We start from the raw sequence: 15,333 nt of genomic DNA, 5'->3' as shown, positions 1-15,333 counted from the left end.
TGCGAGTCAACGACGGGACGCCGGTCACCGGCCGGCGCGAACGGGAAGGAGGTGCCCGATGCGGCACCGCATCGTGGCGCTGGCGGGCGGTCTGGCCATCGTGGGCGTGTTCGGGACCGGCTGTGGGCTGTCGGTGTCGGAGGAAGGCGTGTCCGTCTCCGGGGAGGATGGCGGTGTCTCGGTGTCCGACGAGGGCGTGTCCGTCTCCGACGGCGAGGGCGGCAGCGTTTCCGTCGGCGGAGAGGGCGGCGACGTCTCGGTGTCCGACGGTGACGCGCTGCGGATCGCCGGGGACGGGGCCGAGCGCACGGAGGACTGCGGCGGCCGCAACGTCACCGTCCTCGCGAGCGACGCGATGATCACCCTCAACGGTGCGTGCGGCGCCATCAACGTGGCCGGCAGCAACAACCAGATCGACGTCGGCACCGCCGAGTCGTTCACCGTCGCCGGGTCCGGCAACACCATCCGCTACGCCTCCGGCGATCCCGCGCGGCTCCAGGTCGGCGAGGAGAACACCATCGAGCAGGGCGGCGACGCCACCGAGTGAGCGCTGCGGACCGTCCCGGCCGCGGCGCCGCCGACGCCGGCAGCGCGGATGTTGCCCCCGGCGCCCGGCTGGGTAACGGTTGCCGCATGCGGACAAGACTCATCGACCTGCACACCGGCCGCTCGGAGACCGTCACCGACATCACCCGGGAGTGTGCGGACTTCGCCGCCGAGACCGGCGGGGACGGCCTGCTGCACGTGTTCGTGCCGCACGCGACCGCGGGCGTGGCGATCATGGAGCTGGGCTCCGGCTCCGACGACGACCTCCTCGCCGCGCTGCGCGACCTGCTGCCCGCCGACGACCGCTGGCGGCACCGGCACGGTTCCCCCGGTCACGGACGCTCGCACGTGATGCCGGCCATGATCCCGCCCTACGCCACCATTCCGGTGGTTTCCGGGAAGCTGGAGGTGGGGACGTGGCAATCTATCGCCATTGTGGACGTCAACATCGACAATCCACAGCGTCAGGTACGGCTGTCGTTCTTGACGAGCCCCGCCTGAGGGGCAGGATGGTAGAAGCAGGAGCGCACGCGGGTGCGACGCGTTGACGGATGACACCGCAGCGTGTGAACTTAGCCAGCAACAGCGGGATCGACCCGGTGGTTTTCGGGGCCGCGAACGGCCGAGCCCGGAAGGAGCGGGCGACATCAATGTGTGGAGGAGGACTTTCGTGAGCGCGACCGCGGGCCAGGCACAGAGCGAACGTGGCCTGGCCGAACGACTCGGGTTCAAACCGGGTCAGGTGGTGCAGGAGTTCGGGTTCGACGACGACGTGGACGAGCAGCTGCGAGCGTCGATCGCCGAGTGCACCGGCAGCGAGCTGGTCGATGAGGACTACGGCGACGTCGTGGACGCCGCACTGCTCTGGTGGCGGGACGACGAGGAGGACGATCTCACCGACGTGCTCGTCGACGTGCTGTCCACCATCGAGAGTGGCGGTGTCATCCTGGTACTGACTCCGAAGGCGGGGCGCGAGGGCCACGTGTCGCCGAGCGACGTCGCCGAGGCGGCGACGACCGCGGGGCTGTCGCAGACCAGCGCCGTCAGCGCGGGATCCGACTGGTCGGGTACCCGTCTCGTCGCCCCGAAGACGCACCGCTGATTCGATCCTGGCGTGCCCCTGCGGCACCATCGAAGGCAGTTGCCCCAGGTTGACCACCGAGCGTGCCGCCCGCCGACGGCGAGCGGCACGCTCGGACGCTCCAGGACGGGAAACGAGGACCCACATGCCGATCGGGGTTGGCGAGAAGGCGCCGGACTTCGAACTCTCCGACCAGCACGGACAGCCCGTCCGGCTGTCGGACTTCGCCGGCCGGAAGAACGTCGTCCTGGTCTTCTACCCGCTGGCCTTCTCGGGCCTGTGCGGCGAGGAGCTGGGGGCGCTCCGCGACAACATCGACGCCTTCCAGAACGATGACACGCAGCTGCTCACCGTCTCCGTCGACTCGATGTTCGCCCACCGGGTGTGGGCGGACCGCGACGGACTCGAATTCCCGCTGCTCGCCGACTTCTGGCCGCACGGCGGAGTCGCCCGCGACTACGGCGTCTTCGACGAGACACGCGGCCTGGCACTCCGCGGCACGTTCGTCATCGACAGGGAGAGCACCGTGCGCTGGAACGTCGTGCACCCCATCTCGGAGGTCCGCGACCTGGAGGAGTACCGCAAGGCCCTCGCCGAACTGAGCTGAGCCAACCGGAGGAGACCATGCCCTGCCACATCTGCGGGGCGCGGCAGGGTGATCCCACCCGCACCATCCACCCGTGGAAGCGCGGGGTGCGCCACGAGCGCCAGATCCACATCTGCCCGGACTGCCAACTCACCCAGGACTGGAAGGCCGACCTCGACCGCTGCGGCCACTGCAGATCCACGTTCCTGCTCTGCCGCCTGGGCGAGATCGAGTGCCAAAGCTGCGGCGACGTCCGCCCGCAGTCCGCCTCACCCGCGTCAGGCACGACGACCGAGCCCGACGCCGCCCTGACCAACGAGGTGGAACAGGCGCTCTCCCGCGCCCTGAGCGGCTTGTCCCGCCTGCCCACACCACGCGCACACAGCTAGCCGGAAACCGGTACTATCGTCGTCGTCGCCACCCGCACCGCGGAGTGGCGGTTCGGCGTTGCCGCGGGCGTGTAGCTCAGTTGGTCAGAGCCCCCGCCTTACAAGCGGGTGGTCGGAGGTTCGAGTCCTCTCGCGCCCACACATTCGGACGGACCCGGCGCCCCCTGACGTGAAACCACAGGTCAGGGGGCGCAAGTGTTGTCACCCTCCCACAGTGCGAGGATGCGAGCGGGACGACGCGAAAATCCCCGAGACATTTTCGGGGCTCGCCGATAATGTTCTCCACGTACCTCCCGGTGCGCAGGCTGCGGCTACTTCTCTTTCATGACAAGCAACGCCGTCGCCATTTTGATCTCGGGAGGAGTCAGTGTGGGGGTGGCCGGTGCGCAGGCAGCGGTTACTTCGCCTGAGGAGCGGGAGGTTGCGGGTTCGAGTCCCGTCACCGGCCTGAGCGGTCGGTGAAGCTCAAGTGGTAGAGCGCCGATGTTCCGCCGCCGATTCGATCTCGGCCACCCTTTGGCTCCTTCTGAATTCTCGGAAGGGGCCTTTTACGTGTCCAAATTCAACACCCCTCGCCTCCGGACGACCGGCCGCGGTCCCCTCACCTCCGAGTCGGCGCCGTCCGGCCGGACCTATGAGGGTGGCCCCGGCTACGCGCGCGACGCCAAGAGCGAGCTGTTCCTCCTGGCCGTGTCCAACATGGTCAGCGAGTCGAGTTTCTACGAGTCCGCCGACGCTCGCGACGAGCGGTTCCGCGCACTCGTCCACCAGGTCGCCGTCACCGACCCGGAATGGCTGCTCGGCATGATCGGGTGGCTGCGCGGCGAGGGGAACCTGCGCAGCGCCTCCGTCGTCGCCGCCCTGGAAGGCGCGAAGGCCCGCGTGGACGCCGGGGCACACGGGCACTCCCGGCAAATGGTCGACTCCGCGCTCCAGCGCGCCGACGAGCCCGGCGAGGCACTGGCCTACTGGACGTCCCGCTACGGCCGCGCGATCCCCAAGCCGGTGAAGCGGGGCGTCGCCGACGCCGTTCAGCGGCTGTACAACGAGCGGTCGCTGCTGAAGTACGACACCGGCTCCCGAGGGTTCCGCTTCTCTGATGTGCTGAACCTCGTCCACCCCTCCCCGGCCGCTGACCGGCCGTCGCAGGGCGACCTGTTCTCCCACGCGCACGACCGGCGGCACGGCCGGGATACCGAGATTCCGGCGAGTCTGGGCATGCTGCGTGCGCGCGCTGAGCTGATGGCGCTGCCCGTGGCCGACCGGCGCCGCGTTCTGGACGGGCACCCCGAACGTCTGGCCGCCGCCGGGATGACGTGGGAGGCGCTGGCAGGGTGGCTTCAGGGGCCGATGGACGCGCGGGCGTGGGAGGCCGTGATCCCGAACATGGGGTACATGGCGCTGCTGCGCAACCTCAGGAACTTCGATGAGGCCGGGGTGAGTGACACGGTGGCCGCTCGGGTCGCCGCGAAGCTCGCCGACGCGGACGAGGTCGCCAAGAGCCGTCAGCTCCCGATGCGGTTCCTCTCCGCGTACCGGGCCGCGCCGTCGCTGCGGTGGGGTCACGCTCTGGAGACCGCGCTCGGCCACTGCCTCGCGAATGTGCCGGCCCTGCCGGGACGCACGCTGATCCTCGTGGACCAGTCGGGGTCGATGTGTTCGAGGCTGTCCGCGCGATCCGACCTGACGTGCTCGGCCGCCGCCCAGGTGTTCGGGGCCGCCCTGGCGCTGCGCGCCGAGTCCGCGGACCTGGTGCAGTTCGACAACACTTCCACGGCCGTGCCGGTCCGCCGGGGCGACGCGCTCCTCCGCGTCACCGAGCGGTTCTGGGGACCGCGCGGCGGGACGTCCACGGCGGACGCCGTGCGTCGGCAGTACCGGCGGCACGACCGCGTGGTGATCGTGACCGACGAGCAGGCGCACTACGGCCAGGACCCGACGCGCGAGGTGCCGGACTCGGTACCGGTCTACACGTGGAACCTGGCCGGGTACCGGTACGGCCACGGACCCAGCGGTGAACGGAATCGGCACCTGTTCGGCGGACTGTCCGACGCGGCGTTCCGCATGGTCCCGCTCATCGAGGCGGGCCAGACCGCCCAGTGGCCCTGGGAATCCTGACCTGGCAGACGAGGCCCCGGCCTTCGCGGTCGGGGAACCCGCCTCCGGCGCCGAGATCACGCCGCACGCACCTCTCAAGGCGCTTGCCGTTGGCAGAAGTGTCCTACATTGGCCGGCGTCGGCCTCTGGCCAGTGCTCCGGTGTCCAAGATGCCGGGAGAATGGCGGCATGCGTAGCGAACTGTTCGATCAGGTACGAGAGTCCGACCAGCCGGGGATGAGCCTGCAGAACCCCCAGATGCTCCGGGTGAACTTCGAAGGGGAGTTCTTCGCCAGACAGGGCGCCATGGTCGCCTATCAGGGGGAGGTGGACTTCGCCTACCAGGGGGCCGGGGGGATCGGCAAGCTCTTCAAGAAGGCGTTCACCGGCGAGGGCCTGCCGTTGATGAAGGTTTCCGGGCGCGGTGACGTCTTCCTGGCGCGCGATGCCTGGGATGTGCACATCGTCGATCTCGACGGCGACTCCATCACGGTCAGTGGCGAGAACGTGCTCGCCTTCGAGTCCGGGGTGAACTGGGACATCAAACGCGTCGAAGGCGCGGGGATCGCGGCCGGCGGACTGTTCAACACGGTGTTCACCGGGCATGGGCGGATCGCGATCGCGTGCCACGGCATGCCCGTGCTGCTCAACGTCGACCGGCCCACCTACGTCGACACCGACTCCGCGGTCGCCTGGTCGTCGTCCCTGCACACGGGCGTGCGGCGTACGGTCAAGGCCGGGGCGCTCATCGGGCGCGGCAGCGGTGAGGCCGTGCAATTGGTGTTCGAGGGCCAGGGGTTCGTCCTGGTGCAGGCGTCCGAAGGCCCCCCGGTCGCGGCGCAGTCGGCCGGCTGACCTCACACGGAACGGGTTCACCGCGTCGACGCTCGGGATCACCGGGCATTCCCACCTGACGCCCGCGACCGTGCCCCTCGTGCGGGGGGCGCTGACCGCGCTAGTGCGGCAGCACGCCGACGAGCGGCTGGTCGGAGTTTCCTGCCTGCCCGAGGCGCCGACCAGCTCTTCGCCGAGGTGTTCCTGCGAGGGCCTGCCGCCCCTGCCGGCGAAGGGCCAGAGGACGCGGCCCCCCTCACTCCGCTCGGCGGAGCCCTGCGATGAGGAGTCCGACCAGTCGGCGTGCGTCGTAGTGGTGGTTGTTGCCGGCGCCTGCGCAGATGCCTCCGACGCCGCGCATGAGTTCGTAGGCGGCCAGGTCGGTGCGGATTTCGCCGGAGTCGGTCGCCGCGTCGAGTAGTCGGGTGCACGCGGGGACGAGGCGTTCCAGGAAGTAGGAGTGCAGGGGGTCGTAGCAGGGGTCGTCGGACTGGAGGACGGTGGCGAGGCCCTGTTTGGTGATCACGAAGTCGACGAAGAGGTCGATCCACTGCCCGAGTGCCGCGTAGGGCGTCGCGCTGTTCTTCAGCAGGGTGGGGCCGGCTTCGGCGAGGGAGTCCACCTGGTGGCGGTAGACGGCGATGATGAGGTCCGCCCGTGTGGGGAAGTGGCGGTAGATCGTGGCGGTCCCCACGCCGGCCTTGGCCGCGATGTCGCGGATCGGGGCTTCCACGCCTGACGTGACGAAGATGGCGGCGGCCGCGTCGAGCAGGTTCTCCTGGTTGCGGCGTGCGTCCGCCCGTTTGGGGCGGGTCGCTCGGTCCGTGTTCCGGGCGCTTCCGGCCACTGTGCGGTCTCCCTTCCCTGACGCGGTTGATAAACGGGACAGTGTCCCGTATCGTCAAGCGGGACGCTGTCCCGTTTCTGCATCATGTCAGATCAGGGGCCCGAGATCCAATTCCGCAGGGGCGGTACCGCGCGGGGCGGCGGCGCAATGGCCGGGTGGCGTGGCGGGCTGTGTCGCGTCGGGGCCGGCCATGTCCATCACGAGACAGCTGAACGGAAGACCTCTCATGACCGCAACAGACCCGGTGACCGTGGACCTGGCCATCGGTACGCCCACCCCCGTCGTCTCGGTGCAACCGGTGGTGCTCTCAGTCCCGGGACGTGGCGACGACCTGCGGGTGCGGGTGTCCGCGCCCGAGACGGGGCGTGATCTCCCCGTGATCCTCTTCTCGCACGGCTTCGGCTCGTCGTTGCACGGCTACGGCCCCTTGACCGACTTCTGGGCGGCGCACGGGTTCGTCGTCGTGCAACCCACCCACCTCGACTCCAGAACACTCGGCATTCCCGCCACCGACCCCCGCACGCCACGGATCTGGCGGTTCCGGGTCGAGGACATGAAGCGCGTCCTCGATAGCCTCGACCTGGTGGAAGCCGCCGTGCCCGGTCTCAAGGGACGCCTCGATCGGAGCCGAATCGCCGCGGCCGGGCACTCCTTCGGTGGGCAGACGGCGGGAAATCTGCTGGGCCTGCGCGTCCGGGATCCAAAGACCGGGACGGAGGAGGACCTTTCCGACTCCCGGGTCAAGGCCGGCGTGCTGATCGCAACGGCGGGACGCGGCGGCGCCGACCTGACCCCGTTCGCCGCCGAGAACTTTCCGTTCATGAACCCGAGCTTCGCGAACATGACCACACCGGCCCTCGTGATCATGGGGGACCGGGACGAATTGCCGCTGACCGTCCGGGGAGCGGACTGGACGGCCGACCCGTACTACCTGAGCCCCGGCGAGAAGAGCCTGCTCACCCTCTACGGGGCCGAACACTCGCTCGGTGGTATCGCGGGGTACGAGGTCAAGGAAACGACCGACGAGAACCCCGAACGCGTCGCTCTCGTCCAGCGGGTGACCTGGGCCTACCTTCGCAGCGCGCTCGGCATCGAGGACTCCGGTTGGCGGGCGATGCGGCAGGCCCTGGCGCAGGGCGCCCACCCGCTGGGGCGGATCGAGTCCAAGTGACGGAGGCGTCGCCGCCCCGGGCGGTGTGTTCCGGGCACGTCCGGGACACGCCGCCCGTGTCCGTGCGGAGCGGCGGCTAGCACACGTTCCGGGAGATCCCGGGCTCGCCGCACTGCCCGAACGTGTCCGCCGTCGCGATGCCGGTGCCGGGACCGAGTAGTCCCAGCGCCACGGCCGCGATCACGGCGATCTTCACGGTTGCGCGCATCGTGGGCACCCTCCCTCGGTACGGGGTGGCACGGACCACGGGCCCTGTGTCTCGTCCCGCCACCGCCGCTAACCGCGTCCGGACGGCACAAACGGCCGACCGGTGATTCCGGGGACCGAGCGCTTCGCTCGCTCGGCCATGCTCCCCGGCCGGCAGGCCGGCGACCACCGCCGCGGCACCGGTCCCGCCGGGGAGCGCCCGTCACTCCACCTGGATCACGTTCTGGCGGATGGCGTAGATCGCCGCCTCCATGCGCGAGTGCAGCTGGAGCTTCTCCAGGATGTTGCGCACGTGGTTCTTCACGGTGTTGTCGGAGATCACCAGCTGCTTGGCGATCTCCCGGTTGCTCAGGCCGCGGGCGACCAGCCGGAGCACCTCCATTTCGCGCTCGGTCAGCCGCGGCCCCGCGGCCTGCTCGGCGCGGCCGGTGCCCTTGCGCGCCAGGGTGGTGAACTCGGTGATGAGCTTGGTGGCCATGGACGGGTTGATGAAGGACTGCCCGCCGGAGATGGCGCGGACCGCGTCGGGCAGTTCGTCGACGGAGATGGTCTTCAGCAGGTAGCCGGTGGCGCCGGCCTTGAGAGCGTCGAAGAGGTCCTCCTCTTCGTCGCTGATGGTGAGCATGACGATCTTGGCGCTGGGCACGGCGTCCTTGATGCCGGTGCAGGCGTCGATCCCGCTGGTGCGCGGCATCCGCACGTCCATCAGCACCACGTCGGGCCGCAGATCACCGGCCTGGCGGATGGCCTGCTCCCCGTCGCCCGCCTCGCCCACGACGTCGATGTCGGCCTCCTCCGCCAGCACGGACACCAGCCCGCGCCGGAAGAACGCGTGATCGTCCACGACGAGAACCCGGATCGGTTCCTCGGTGACGTCGGCCGGTGGGGTGGGTGCCGGGACGGAGGATGAGCCGCTCACGTTTCCTCCCTGGGGGCGGCAGGCGCGTGTGTTCTCACACTCTCGCACGCTGTGCCGGATGCTCGGACGCGCCCGAGCGCAACGTGTCCGAGATGTCTGATTCTTTCGCTCGGTGGTGGGGAACCGCACCAGCCGTCCGGATTGGCGGGTGCCGGTCACCGGGTGCGGATCCGGCCGATCCGGGGGAGGAAGCGCCCGGTCGCCGCCGCGTACTCCCGGTACCGTCGGCCGTGGGCGCGCAGCAGGTACGGCTCCTCGATGCGGCGGACCTGGAGCTGGATCGCGGTGATCAGCACGGCGAGGCCCGCGATCGCGATCCCGTTGGGAACGAGGAGGGTGAGGCCGGTGTAGCCCGCCGCCAGGATGGTGAAGATCGGGTTGCGCACCAGCCGGAACGGGCCGCCGGTGACCAGCGCGGTCCGCTCGGCGGCGTCGACGCCCACCCGCCAGGACCCGCGCATGGCCCGCTGTGCGGCGGGCAGGGCGATGAGCGTGCCGAGGAGGAGGGCCGCGCCCAGCACGCCCGCGGCTGGCGGGGTGGCGAGGCCCGGCAGGCCGAGCAGGGCCGCCACCGGAGCGGCCAGCCCGGCCAGCATCGCCGTGCCGAACAGCAGCCGGGCCCACCACTGGACGGTCCCCCGCGCCGCCGCGAGGCGCAACCCGTTGTCGCCGGTGCGGCGGTACTGCCGCCAGGACTGCCAGCCGAAGGCGACGGCGAGCAGCGCGAGGTAGCCGGTCAATGCGATCCATGCCATGGGGTGCCTCCACCGTGAGTACAGTAAGGAATGTATTCACCATGCAGTGAACCATGCGTGGCGACAACACATCAACACCTGTTAGTTTGTTGCTATGGCTTCCGGAGACGAATGTGAACTGCTGTGCCTGGACCTGCCGCGCGCGGAAGAGGTCCGAAGCCGTCTGGCCTCGGACGATGCCGCGCGCGCTGCCGCCGAACGGGCCAAGGCGCTAGCCGACCCCACCCGGTTGCGGATCGCCTCCGCGCTCGCGGCCGGTACGGAACTGTGCGTCTGCGACCTCGCATGGGTGTGCGGGGCCTCGCAGAACCTGGTCTCCCACCACGTCCGTCAGCTCCGTACGGCGGGGCTCGCGGCGTCGCGGCGGGACGGCAAGCTCGTGATGTACCGGCTGACCGAAGCGGGCCGGGCGCTGCTGGCGGTCCTCGCCCCGGCGATGAGCAGAGCGGAGTAGGCGATGCCGGACGCTTGCCGCGGCGGAGGCGAACCCGGCTCCGCGACGGAGCGGCCGGCTCGGGCCCAGGCCGCCGCCCCCTCCCACGACCGTGCCCCCGCTGAAACCGCCCCCGCGACCGGCGGCTGCGGAGATCCCACCTGCGCGGCACCGGAACCGGACGGGGATCGGGCGCCCGTGCCGCTCTGGCGGTCGCCGGGCGTGCGCTGGGCCGGGCTCGCCGGTCTGCTCTGGCTGACCGGCGCGGTCATGGCGGGGCTGCCCGGCGATCACCCCGCCGCACTGCTGCCGCACGCCGCCGCGATCGTCGCGGGCGGCCGGACGTTCGTCCCCGCGACCCTGCGCGCCCTGGCGCGTGGCCGGCTCGGGGTGGGCACCCTCATGACGATCGCCATGACCGGCGCGGTGCTGCTCGGCGAGGTGGGAGAGGCCGCGATGCTGGCCTTCCTGTTCTCCCTCGCCGAGGCGCTGGAGGACCACGCCGTGGCGCACACCCGTCACGGGCTGCGCGCCCTGCTGTCACTGGTCCCGCCCCGCGCGACCGTGCTGCGGCCCGATGGGAGCACGGCCGAGGTCGCGCCCGCGCGACTGGCGGCGGGGGACGTGCTGCTGGTCCGCGCGGGGGAGCGGCTCGCCACCGATGGCGTCGTGCGGGCCGGGCACTCCACCCTCGACACCTCCGCCGTCACCGGTGAGTCGCTGCCGGTGGACGTCGCACCCGGCAGCGAGGTGTTCGCCGGGTCGGTGAACGGCGGCGGCGTGCTGGAGGTCGACGTCACCGCCGGGGTCGCCGACAACTCGCTGGCCCGCGTCGTGCGCCTGGTGGAGCAGGCTCAGGAGCGCAAGGGGGCCGGTCAGCGGCTGGCGGCCCGTGTCGCCCGCCCGCTGGTGCCGGGCGTCCTCGTGGTGGCCGCCGGGATCGCCGGGATCGGCGCCGTGCTCGGCGAACCGGTGGTCTGGCTGGAGCGCGCCCTGGTCGTCCTGGTCGCGGCCTCTCCGTGCGCGTTCGCCATCTCGGTACCGGTCACCGTGGTCGCGGCCATCGGCGCGGCGACCCGTTCCGGTGTGCTGATCAAAGGCGGCGCCGCGCTGGAGGCCCTGGGCACCGTGCGCACCGTCGCGCTCGACAAGACCGGGACGCTCACCCGTAACGCCCCCGAGGTGGTGGCGGTCGAGCCCGCCGCCGGCCATACCCGAGAGCGGGTCCTCCACTACGCCGCCGCGCTGGAGGCACGCAGCGAGCACCCGCTGGCCCGGGCGATCCTCGCCGAGGTCGGCCGGCCGGTGGCGGCCACCGGCGTGGCGGCCGTGTCCGGCAGCGGCCTCACCGGCGAACTCGACGGCGCCCGGTTGCGGGTGGGGCGGCCGGGGTTCGTCGCGCCCGGGCCGCTCGCCACGGCCGTGCACCGCATGCAGGAGCAGGGGGCCACCGCCATCCTGGTCGAGGCCGACGGCGAGCCGGTCGGCGCGGTCGCGATCCGCGACGAACTCCGGCCCGAGGCCGCCGACGCCGTCGCCGGACTGCACCGGGACGGCCTGCGCACCGCCATGCTCACCGGCGACAACGCCCGCGCCGCCCGCCACCTCGCCCGGGCGGCCGGCATCACACAGGTGCACGCCGAACTGCTGCCGGAGGACAAGGCCGCCCTCGTCCGGCGGCTGGGCGAGGGCGGCCCGGTGGCGATGGTCGGCGACGGTGTCAACGACGCACCGGCGCTCGCCACCGCGCACGTCGGCGTCGCCATGGGCGCGATGGGCACCGACGTCGCCATGGAGACCGCCGACGTCGCCCTCATGGGGGAGGACCTGACCCACCTGCCCCGGGCGCTCGGCCACGCGCGCCGGGCCCGCCGCATCATGCTCCAGAACCTGGCGCTGTCCGGCGGCATCCTGCTCGTCCTGGTCCCGCTGGCGGCCGTCGGGACGCTCGGCCTGGGCGCCGTCATCCTCACCCACGAGGTGGCCGAGGTCGTGGTCATCGCCAACGGCCTGCGTGCGGGGCTCCCTCCGCTCCGCAGCCGCTCGGGGGTTCCGCGCTCCGGCCGGACGGAGGCCGCGCACGGCCGTCCCGCTCTGTCCGAATTGGCGGGCATGTTGCGACATGATCTACCGCGTACAGGACCCGGTTCGCTGTCTCGTCCCCGGTCACGGCGCGTCGAACAGCAGGGGGAGTAGCGGCAGCACCAGAAGGAGTGCCGCGGCCGCCGACCGCAGGACGGGGCGGACGACGGGGCCGACGGCGGCCTTGACGGTCGCCGCGCGCCGCCGCGCCCGCTCCGGGACCGCCGGGCGGGGCCGCCCGCCCGCCGTCCTCACCCCGCGTCCGGAGTGACGTCGAGCCGGTGCTCCAGGCGTTCGATGCGGGCCACCAGCGGCTGGAGCTGCTGCCGCACCGCCGCGGCCACGACCGCAGCGGGATCACCGGCCGGAGCCGCGGCGGTCTGGGCGCGCAGGTGGACGTAGCCGGCCAGGGCCGCCGCCACCGCTCGGCGGGTCAGCCTGGCCTCGGCGCCCAGCGCCCGCAGCACCTGGCCGCCGGCACCGTCGGGCTCGGTGACCAGTCCCAGCAGCAGGTGCTCGCAGCCCACGTAGTTGTGTCCGAGCGAGGTCGCCTCGGTCACCGTCAGCTCCAGCGCGGCGGCGGCGGGGCCGCTGAACCGGGCCGCCGCGCTCTGACCGGCCGGACCGGTGGCCCCCGGTTCGGCGTCGGCCCGACCGGCCAGGTCGCGCTGTACCTGATCGGGGTCGATCTCGACCGCCCGGAGCACGTGCAGCGCGAGGTTGCCGCCCTCGTCGAGCATGCCGGCGAGCAGGTGCCCCGTTCCCACGGCCGGGGCACCGTCCGCGCGGGCCCGATCAACGGCCAGGCTGACAGCGGCGCGGGCCCGCGGAGTGAAGTTCGGCAGCCGCTCGGCGAGGTCGTCGGCCGTGAGGTCGGTCAGGGTGCTCTGCCGGATCGCCGTGATCCGGCGCACCGCCTGTTCCAGGGCGCGCTGGCAGACCGCGGACACCGGCACGCCGGTGTCGCGGACCGCTTCGGCGAGTTCGTCCGGCAGGTAGACGTTGATCTTCGGCACGGGGCCTCCTCCGGTGTGGGTGGGGTCACGCTAACATATACCCCCATTGGGGTTATATATCGACGGGGGGCTAACCCCAATCCGGTCGCCATGGAACCGGCGGGGTTCGTGTGCCGAGTGTGTCTCCGGGGAAGGGGTGACCGGAATTCACTTCTTGCCACGATCCGTAACCGTTGGGATACTCGACGGAAATCGGTAAGCGCTTACCGATCCCCCGCGTTCCCCGATAGCGACCGGCTTCCCCCCCCGGGCGGCGCCGGCAGCCGTGCGGCGCGCGGGGCATCCCCCAGTCACAGGAGTGCAGGATGGCGAACAACCTCGCTGGAACCGCCCGCCGGAGCAGCCGGCGGCGCGGGCTCCCCTTCCTCGTCGCCGGCCTCGTCGCGCTCGCCACCGCCGCGGTGGTGCCCGCGGCGCCGGGCACCGCGACCGCCGACACCCTGGCCCGCACGACCGCCGACGCCGCCCCCAAGACGGCCACCGCGCTGCAGGCGTGCGGCGACGGCTCCTACCACGCCGAGGCCGTGCAGAACGGCGGCACCTGGACCGCCCGCAACGGCGGCACCACCCTCTACACCGGTCCCGACATGCTGGAGGCGATGCGCAGCGCCGTCGGCAGCCTCACCCCCGGGCGCACCAGCCGGCAGAACGTGGTCGTCCGCGGCTCGGGCACCATGAGCGCCGGCTCATCGCTCGACCTGCCCAGCCACACCTCGCTGGAGGTCTGCGGCAGCATCAACGTCACCGGCACGCCCCGCGGGGACCACGCGGTCGTCCGCGCGCGCAACGTGACCGACATCGCGGTCCCGTACCTCAACGTCACCGGGGCGCCGTACTTCGGGATCTTCGTCCGCAATGGAACGGGCGTCCATCTCGGCCAGATCGACATGCGGCTCTCCGGCGGCCTCGGCATCCGCATCGACAACCATTCCGACCGCAACGTCCGCACCCGTGACGTGCGGATCGACAACGTCTACGTCTCGGGGACCAACAATCACGGGGTCGAGACCTACGGCGTGGACGGCCTGACGGTCGGCACCGTCACCGCCCGCAACACCGCCTACTCCGGTCTGCTGCTGAACGACACCATCAACGCCGAGGTGGGCCGGGTCGACGGGCAGGGCACCGGCACCGGGACCGGGTACGCGGCCTTCCGGATGGCCAACCGCAACGGCCGGATCGGAGACTCCTACCCCACGAACATCCGCGTGGGCGAGGTGATCGCGCGCGGTGGCGGCCGCGGCATCTTCTGCGTGTCCGAGAGCGGCGGCGCGGTGATCGACCGCGTGGACATCGCGGACACCGGTAACAACGCCATCCTCATCGAGAACTGCTACAACGTGAACATCGCGCCACAGGGCGGCACCGTCACCGGCAGCGACATCCGCATCGCCGCCCGGTCGGAGTTCCCCAACACCTCCGACATCACCCTGCAGAACCTGACGGTGCGCGATTCCGCCATCAACGAGAACCCGTGCGGGGAGCGGATCACCCTGCGCAACAACAACCTCATCAACAGCGAGCTCAACGTGTGCTCGGAGTAGTCCGGAGCGGCCCCCGCCGCCCGCCGGGGACGGCCGCCGCCGCGGTCGTCCCCGGCCGGGGTTCCGATGTAGATTGCGACGCGCATCCTGTCGGCCGACTCCGAAGGTTCCCCCATGCCAATCGCCCCCTCCTCCCGCCTTTTCTGGTTCGTCGCCGGCGGCGGCACGCTCGCCGTGACCGCCGTGGTGCTCGTGAGCTGTGGTGTGCTGCCCGTCGGCGACCTCCCCGAGCTGCCCGGCGGCGAGGACACCGCCGCCAGCCCGTCGCCGGAGCCGACCGCCGAGCAGGCGGGCTTCGCGCTGCCCGCCTCCTGCGCCGAGATCGGTGCGCAGGAACTCGCCGGGAACCTGGTGCCCGCCGGTGCGGTGGTCGAGGAGGAGATCACCGAGGTCGAGGGGCATCCCGGCGCCGAGCAGGTCTCCTGCGTCTGGCAGGCGGCCGGCGGCACCGACCCGCGCGCGGAGTCGCTCGCGCTGGTCTTCACCGTCAACGTGGACCCGACCGGCCGTACCCAGGTGGTGCGGCTGCCCGGTGCGCAGGAGGAGATGAACTGGGAGGTCGACGTCGACGTGGACGTGGACAACTACCGCAGCGCCGAGGCGGACGCCCTGGGCGGGGAGCTGGAGTACGTGTCGACCGTCGAGGGCTTTAGCCGGAACCTCTATCTGTCGCTGCCCGGCGAGTTCCACGTCTCGGTCACCGCCATGTACTCCGAGGCGACCCGTGAGGAGATGGAACGGGTGGTCATCGCCGCGGCGGAGCGCACCCGGGCGTGACCGGCGGGTGCCGCGGTCCGTCGGCGGGACCGCGGCACCCCGGCCGGAC

17 protein-coding genes and 2 tRNA genes are annotated in these 15,333 nt (G+C 71.6%); 14 read left to right on the top strand and 5 right to left on the bottom strand.

Annotation, left to right across the window (positions count from 1 at the left end):
• The first annotated feature begins 58 nt into the window (after positions 1-58).
• The 9 genes from ACFQRF_RS22210 (at position 59) to ACFQRF_RS22170 (ending at position 5,554) form a co-directional block, all read left to right on the top strand.
• The gene (locus ACFQRF_RS22210; protein ID WP_379873094.1) at positions 59-547 is read left to right on the top strand and encodes a DUF3060 domain-containing protein; all 489 of its coding nucleotides are present in this window, start codon (positions 59-61) and stop codon (positions 545-547) included.
• An 86-nt stretch (positions 548-633) separates the two neighbouring features.
• Positions 634-1,047: a secondary thiamine-phosphate synthase enzyme YjbQ gene (locus ACFQRF_RS22205; RefSeq protein WP_379873093.1), complete on the top strand. Its 414-nt coding sequence runs from the start codon at positions 634-636 to the stop codon at positions 1,045-1,047.
• A gap of 169 nt (positions 1,048-1,216) precedes the next feature.
• Positions 1,217-1,648, top strand: a complete 432-nt coding sequence (locus tag ACFQRF_RS22200) for a DUF3052 domain-containing protein (protein ID WP_379873092.1) — start codon at positions 1,217-1,219, stop codon at positions 1,646-1,648.
• 124 nt (positions 1,649-1,772) lie between these two features.
• Positions 1,773-2,234, top strand: coding sequence for a peroxiredoxin (locus tag ACFQRF_RS22195; RefSeq protein WP_379873091.1), 462 nt, complete (start codon positions 1,773-1,775; stop codon positions 2,232-2,234).
• Positions 2,235-2,251: 17 nt separating this feature from the next.
• Positions 2,252-2,602: a hypothetical protein gene (locus tag ACFQRF_RS22190; RefSeq protein ID WP_379873090.1), complete on the top strand. Its 351-nt coding sequence runs from the start codon at positions 2,252-2,254 to the stop codon at positions 2,600-2,602.
• 65 nt (positions 2,603-2,667) lie between these two features.
• A tRNA-Val gene (locus ACFQRF_RS22185) sits at positions 2,668-2,741 on the top strand.
• Positions 2,742-2,980: 239 nt separating this feature from the next.
• Positions 2,981-3,050, top strand: a tRNA-OTHER gene (locus ACFQRF_RS22180).
• A 104-nt stretch (positions 3,051-3,154) separates the two neighbouring features.
• The gene (locus ACFQRF_RS22175) at positions 3,155-4,720 is read left to right on the top strand and encodes a TROVE domain-containing protein (RefSeq protein ID WP_379873089.1); all 1,566 of its coding nucleotides are present in this window, start codon (positions 3,155-3,157) and stop codon (positions 4,718-4,720) included.
• A 168-nt stretch (positions 4,721-4,888) separates the two neighbouring features.
• Positions 4,889-5,554, top strand: coding sequence for an AIM24 family protein (locus ACFQRF_RS22170; RefSeq protein WP_379873088.1), 666 nt, complete (start codon positions 4,889-4,891; stop codon positions 5,552-5,554).
• A gap of 235 nt (positions 5,555-5,789) precedes the next feature.
• Here the strand turns inward: ACFQRF_RS22170 and ACFQRF_RS22165 are convergent, their stop codons facing one another.
• Positions 5,790-6,380, bottom strand: a complete 591-nt coding sequence (locus tag ACFQRF_RS22165) for a TetR/AcrR family transcriptional regulator (protein WP_379873087.1) — start codon at positions 6,378-6,380, stop codon at positions 5,790-5,792.
• Positions 6,381-6,606: 226 nt separating this feature from the next.
• On the opposite strand from ACFQRF_RS22165, the gene ACFQRF_RS22160 reads away from it, so the two are divergent.
• Entirely contained in the window at positions 6,607-7,551 is a 945-nt protein-coding gene (locus tag ACFQRF_RS22160) for an alpha/beta hydrolase family protein (RefSeq protein ID WP_379873086.1), read from the top strand.
• A 76-nt stretch (positions 7,552-7,627) separates the two neighbouring features.
• Here ACFQRF_RS22160 and ACFQRF_RS22155 read toward each other — a convergent pair whose 3' ends face one another.
• The 3 genes from ACFQRF_RS22155 to ACFQRF_RS22145 form a co-directional block, all read right to left on the bottom strand.
• Positions 7,628-7,759 carry a hypothetical protein gene (locus ACFQRF_RS22155; RefSeq protein WP_379873085.1) on the bottom strand — a complete coding sequence of 44 codons (132 nt, stop codon included), beginning with the start codon at positions 7,757-7,759 and terminating at the stop codon, positions 7,628-7,630.
• Between the two features lie 201 nt (positions 7,760-7,960).
• Positions 7,961-8,677, bottom strand: coding sequence for a response regulator (locus tag ACFQRF_RS22150; protein WP_379873084.1), 717 nt, complete (start codon positions 8,675-8,677; stop codon positions 7,961-7,963).
• 155 nt (positions 8,678-8,832) lie between these two features.
• Positions 8,833-9,432 (bottom strand): methyltransferase family protein, encoded by a 600-nt coding sequence (locus ACFQRF_RS22145; protein WP_379873083.1) that lies wholly within the window; start codon positions 9,430-9,432, stop codon positions 8,833-8,835.
• A gap of 94 nt (positions 9,433-9,526) precedes the next feature.
• On the opposite strand from ACFQRF_RS22145, the gene ACFQRF_RS22140 reads away from it, so the two are divergent.
• Together ACFQRF_RS22140 and ACFQRF_RS22135 are read left to right on the top strand one after the other, a co-directional pair.
• The gene (locus tag ACFQRF_RS22140; RefSeq protein ID WP_379873082.1) at positions 9,527-9,886 is read left to right on the top strand and encodes an ArsR/SmtB family transcription factor; all 360 of its coding nucleotides are present in this window, start codon (positions 9,527-9,529) and stop codon (positions 9,884-9,886) included.
• Between the two features lie 3 nt (positions 9,887-9,889).
• Positions 9,890-12,061 carry a heavy metal translocating P-type ATPase gene (locus ACFQRF_RS22135; RefSeq protein WP_379873081.1) on the top strand — a complete coding sequence of 724 codons (2,172 nt, stop codon included), beginning with the start codon at positions 9,890-9,892 and terminating at the stop codon, positions 12,059-12,061.
• Positions 12,062-12,198: 137 nt separating this feature from the next.
• Here the strand turns inward: ACFQRF_RS22135 and ACFQRF_RS22130 are convergent, their stop codons facing one another.
• A complete protein-coding gene (locus ACFQRF_RS22130; RefSeq protein WP_379873080.1) occupies positions 12,199-12,963 on the bottom strand; it encodes a Clp protease N-terminal domain-containing protein in 765 nt (254 codons plus the stop codon).
• 305 nt (positions 12,964-13,268) lie between these two features.
• Between ACFQRF_RS22130 and ACFQRF_RS22125 the strand changes: the two genes are divergently transcribed.
• Entirely contained in the window at positions 13,269-14,507 is a 1,239-nt protein-coding gene (locus ACFQRF_RS22125; protein ID WP_379873079.1) for a right-handed parallel beta-helix repeat-containing protein, read from the top strand.
• Positions 14,508-14,621: 114 nt separating this feature from the next.
• Positions 14,622-15,284, top strand: a complete 663-nt coding sequence (locus tag ACFQRF_RS22120; protein ID WP_379873078.1) for a hypothetical protein — start codon at positions 14,622-14,624, stop codon at positions 15,282-15,284.
• The last annotated feature ends 49 nt before the right edge of the window (positions 15,285-15,333 follow it).

Source organism: Marinactinospora rubrisoli (assembly GCF_042664915.1).
Classification (GTDB): Bacteria; Actinomycetota; Actinomycetes; order Streptosporangiales; family Streptosporangiaceae; genus Marinitenerispora; species Marinitenerispora rubrisoli.
Note: the sequence above shows the minus strand (reverse complement) of the source record. Positions and strands in the feature narration are given on the sequence as shown.

Excerpts from the sequence above, each read along its gene's own strand:
- ACFQRF_RS22210 (WP_379873094.1), top strand. The coding sequence starts at position 59 with ATGCGGCACCGCATCGTGGCGCTGGCGGGCGGTCTGGCCATCGTGGGC.
- ACFQRF_RS22205 (WP_379873093.1), top strand. The coding sequence starts at position 634 with ATGCGGACAAGACTCATCGACCTGCACACCGGCCGCTCGGAGACCGTC.
- ACFQRF_RS22195 (WP_379873091.1), top strand. The coding sequence starts at position 1,773 with ATGCCGATCGGGGTTGGCGAGAAGGCGCCGGACTTCGAACTCTCCGAC.
- ACFQRF_RS22190 (WP_379873090.1), top strand. The coding sequence starts at position 2,252 with ATGCCCTGCCACATCTGCGGGGCGCGGCAGGGTGATCCCACCCGCACC.
- ACFQRF_RS22170 (WP_379873088.1), top strand. The coding sequence starts at position 4,889 with ATGCGTAGCGAACTGTTCGATCAGGTACGAGAGTCCGACCAGCCGGGG.
- ACFQRF_RS22160 (WP_379873086.1), top strand. The coding sequence starts at position 6,607 with ATGACCGCAACAGACCCGGTGACCGTGGACCTGGCCATCGGTACGCCC.
- ACFQRF_RS22155 (WP_379873085.1), bottom strand. The coding sequence starts at position 7,759 with ATGCGCGCAACCGTGAAGATCGCCGTGATCGCGGCCGTGGCGCTGGGA.
- ACFQRF_RS22145 (WP_379873083.1), bottom strand. The coding sequence starts at position 9,432 with ATGGCATGGATCGCATTGACCGGCTACCTCGCGCTGCTCGCCGTCGCC.
- ACFQRF_RS22140 (WP_379873082.1), top strand. The coding sequence starts at position 9,527 with ATGGCTTCCGGAGACGAATGTGAACTGCTGTGCCTGGACCTGCCGCGC.
- ACFQRF_RS22135 (WP_379873081.1), top strand. The coding sequence starts at position 9,890 with ATGCCGGACGCTTGCCGCGGCGGAGGCGAACCCGGCTCCGCGACGGAG.
- ACFQRF_RS22125 (WP_379873079.1), top strand. The coding sequence starts at position 13,269 with ATGGCGAACAACCTCGCTGGAACCGCCCGCCGGAGCAGCCGGCGGCGC.
- ACFQRF_RS22120 (WP_379873078.1), top strand. The coding sequence starts at position 14,622 with ATGCCAATCGCCCCCTCCTCCCGCCTTTTCTGGTTCGTCGCCGGCGGC.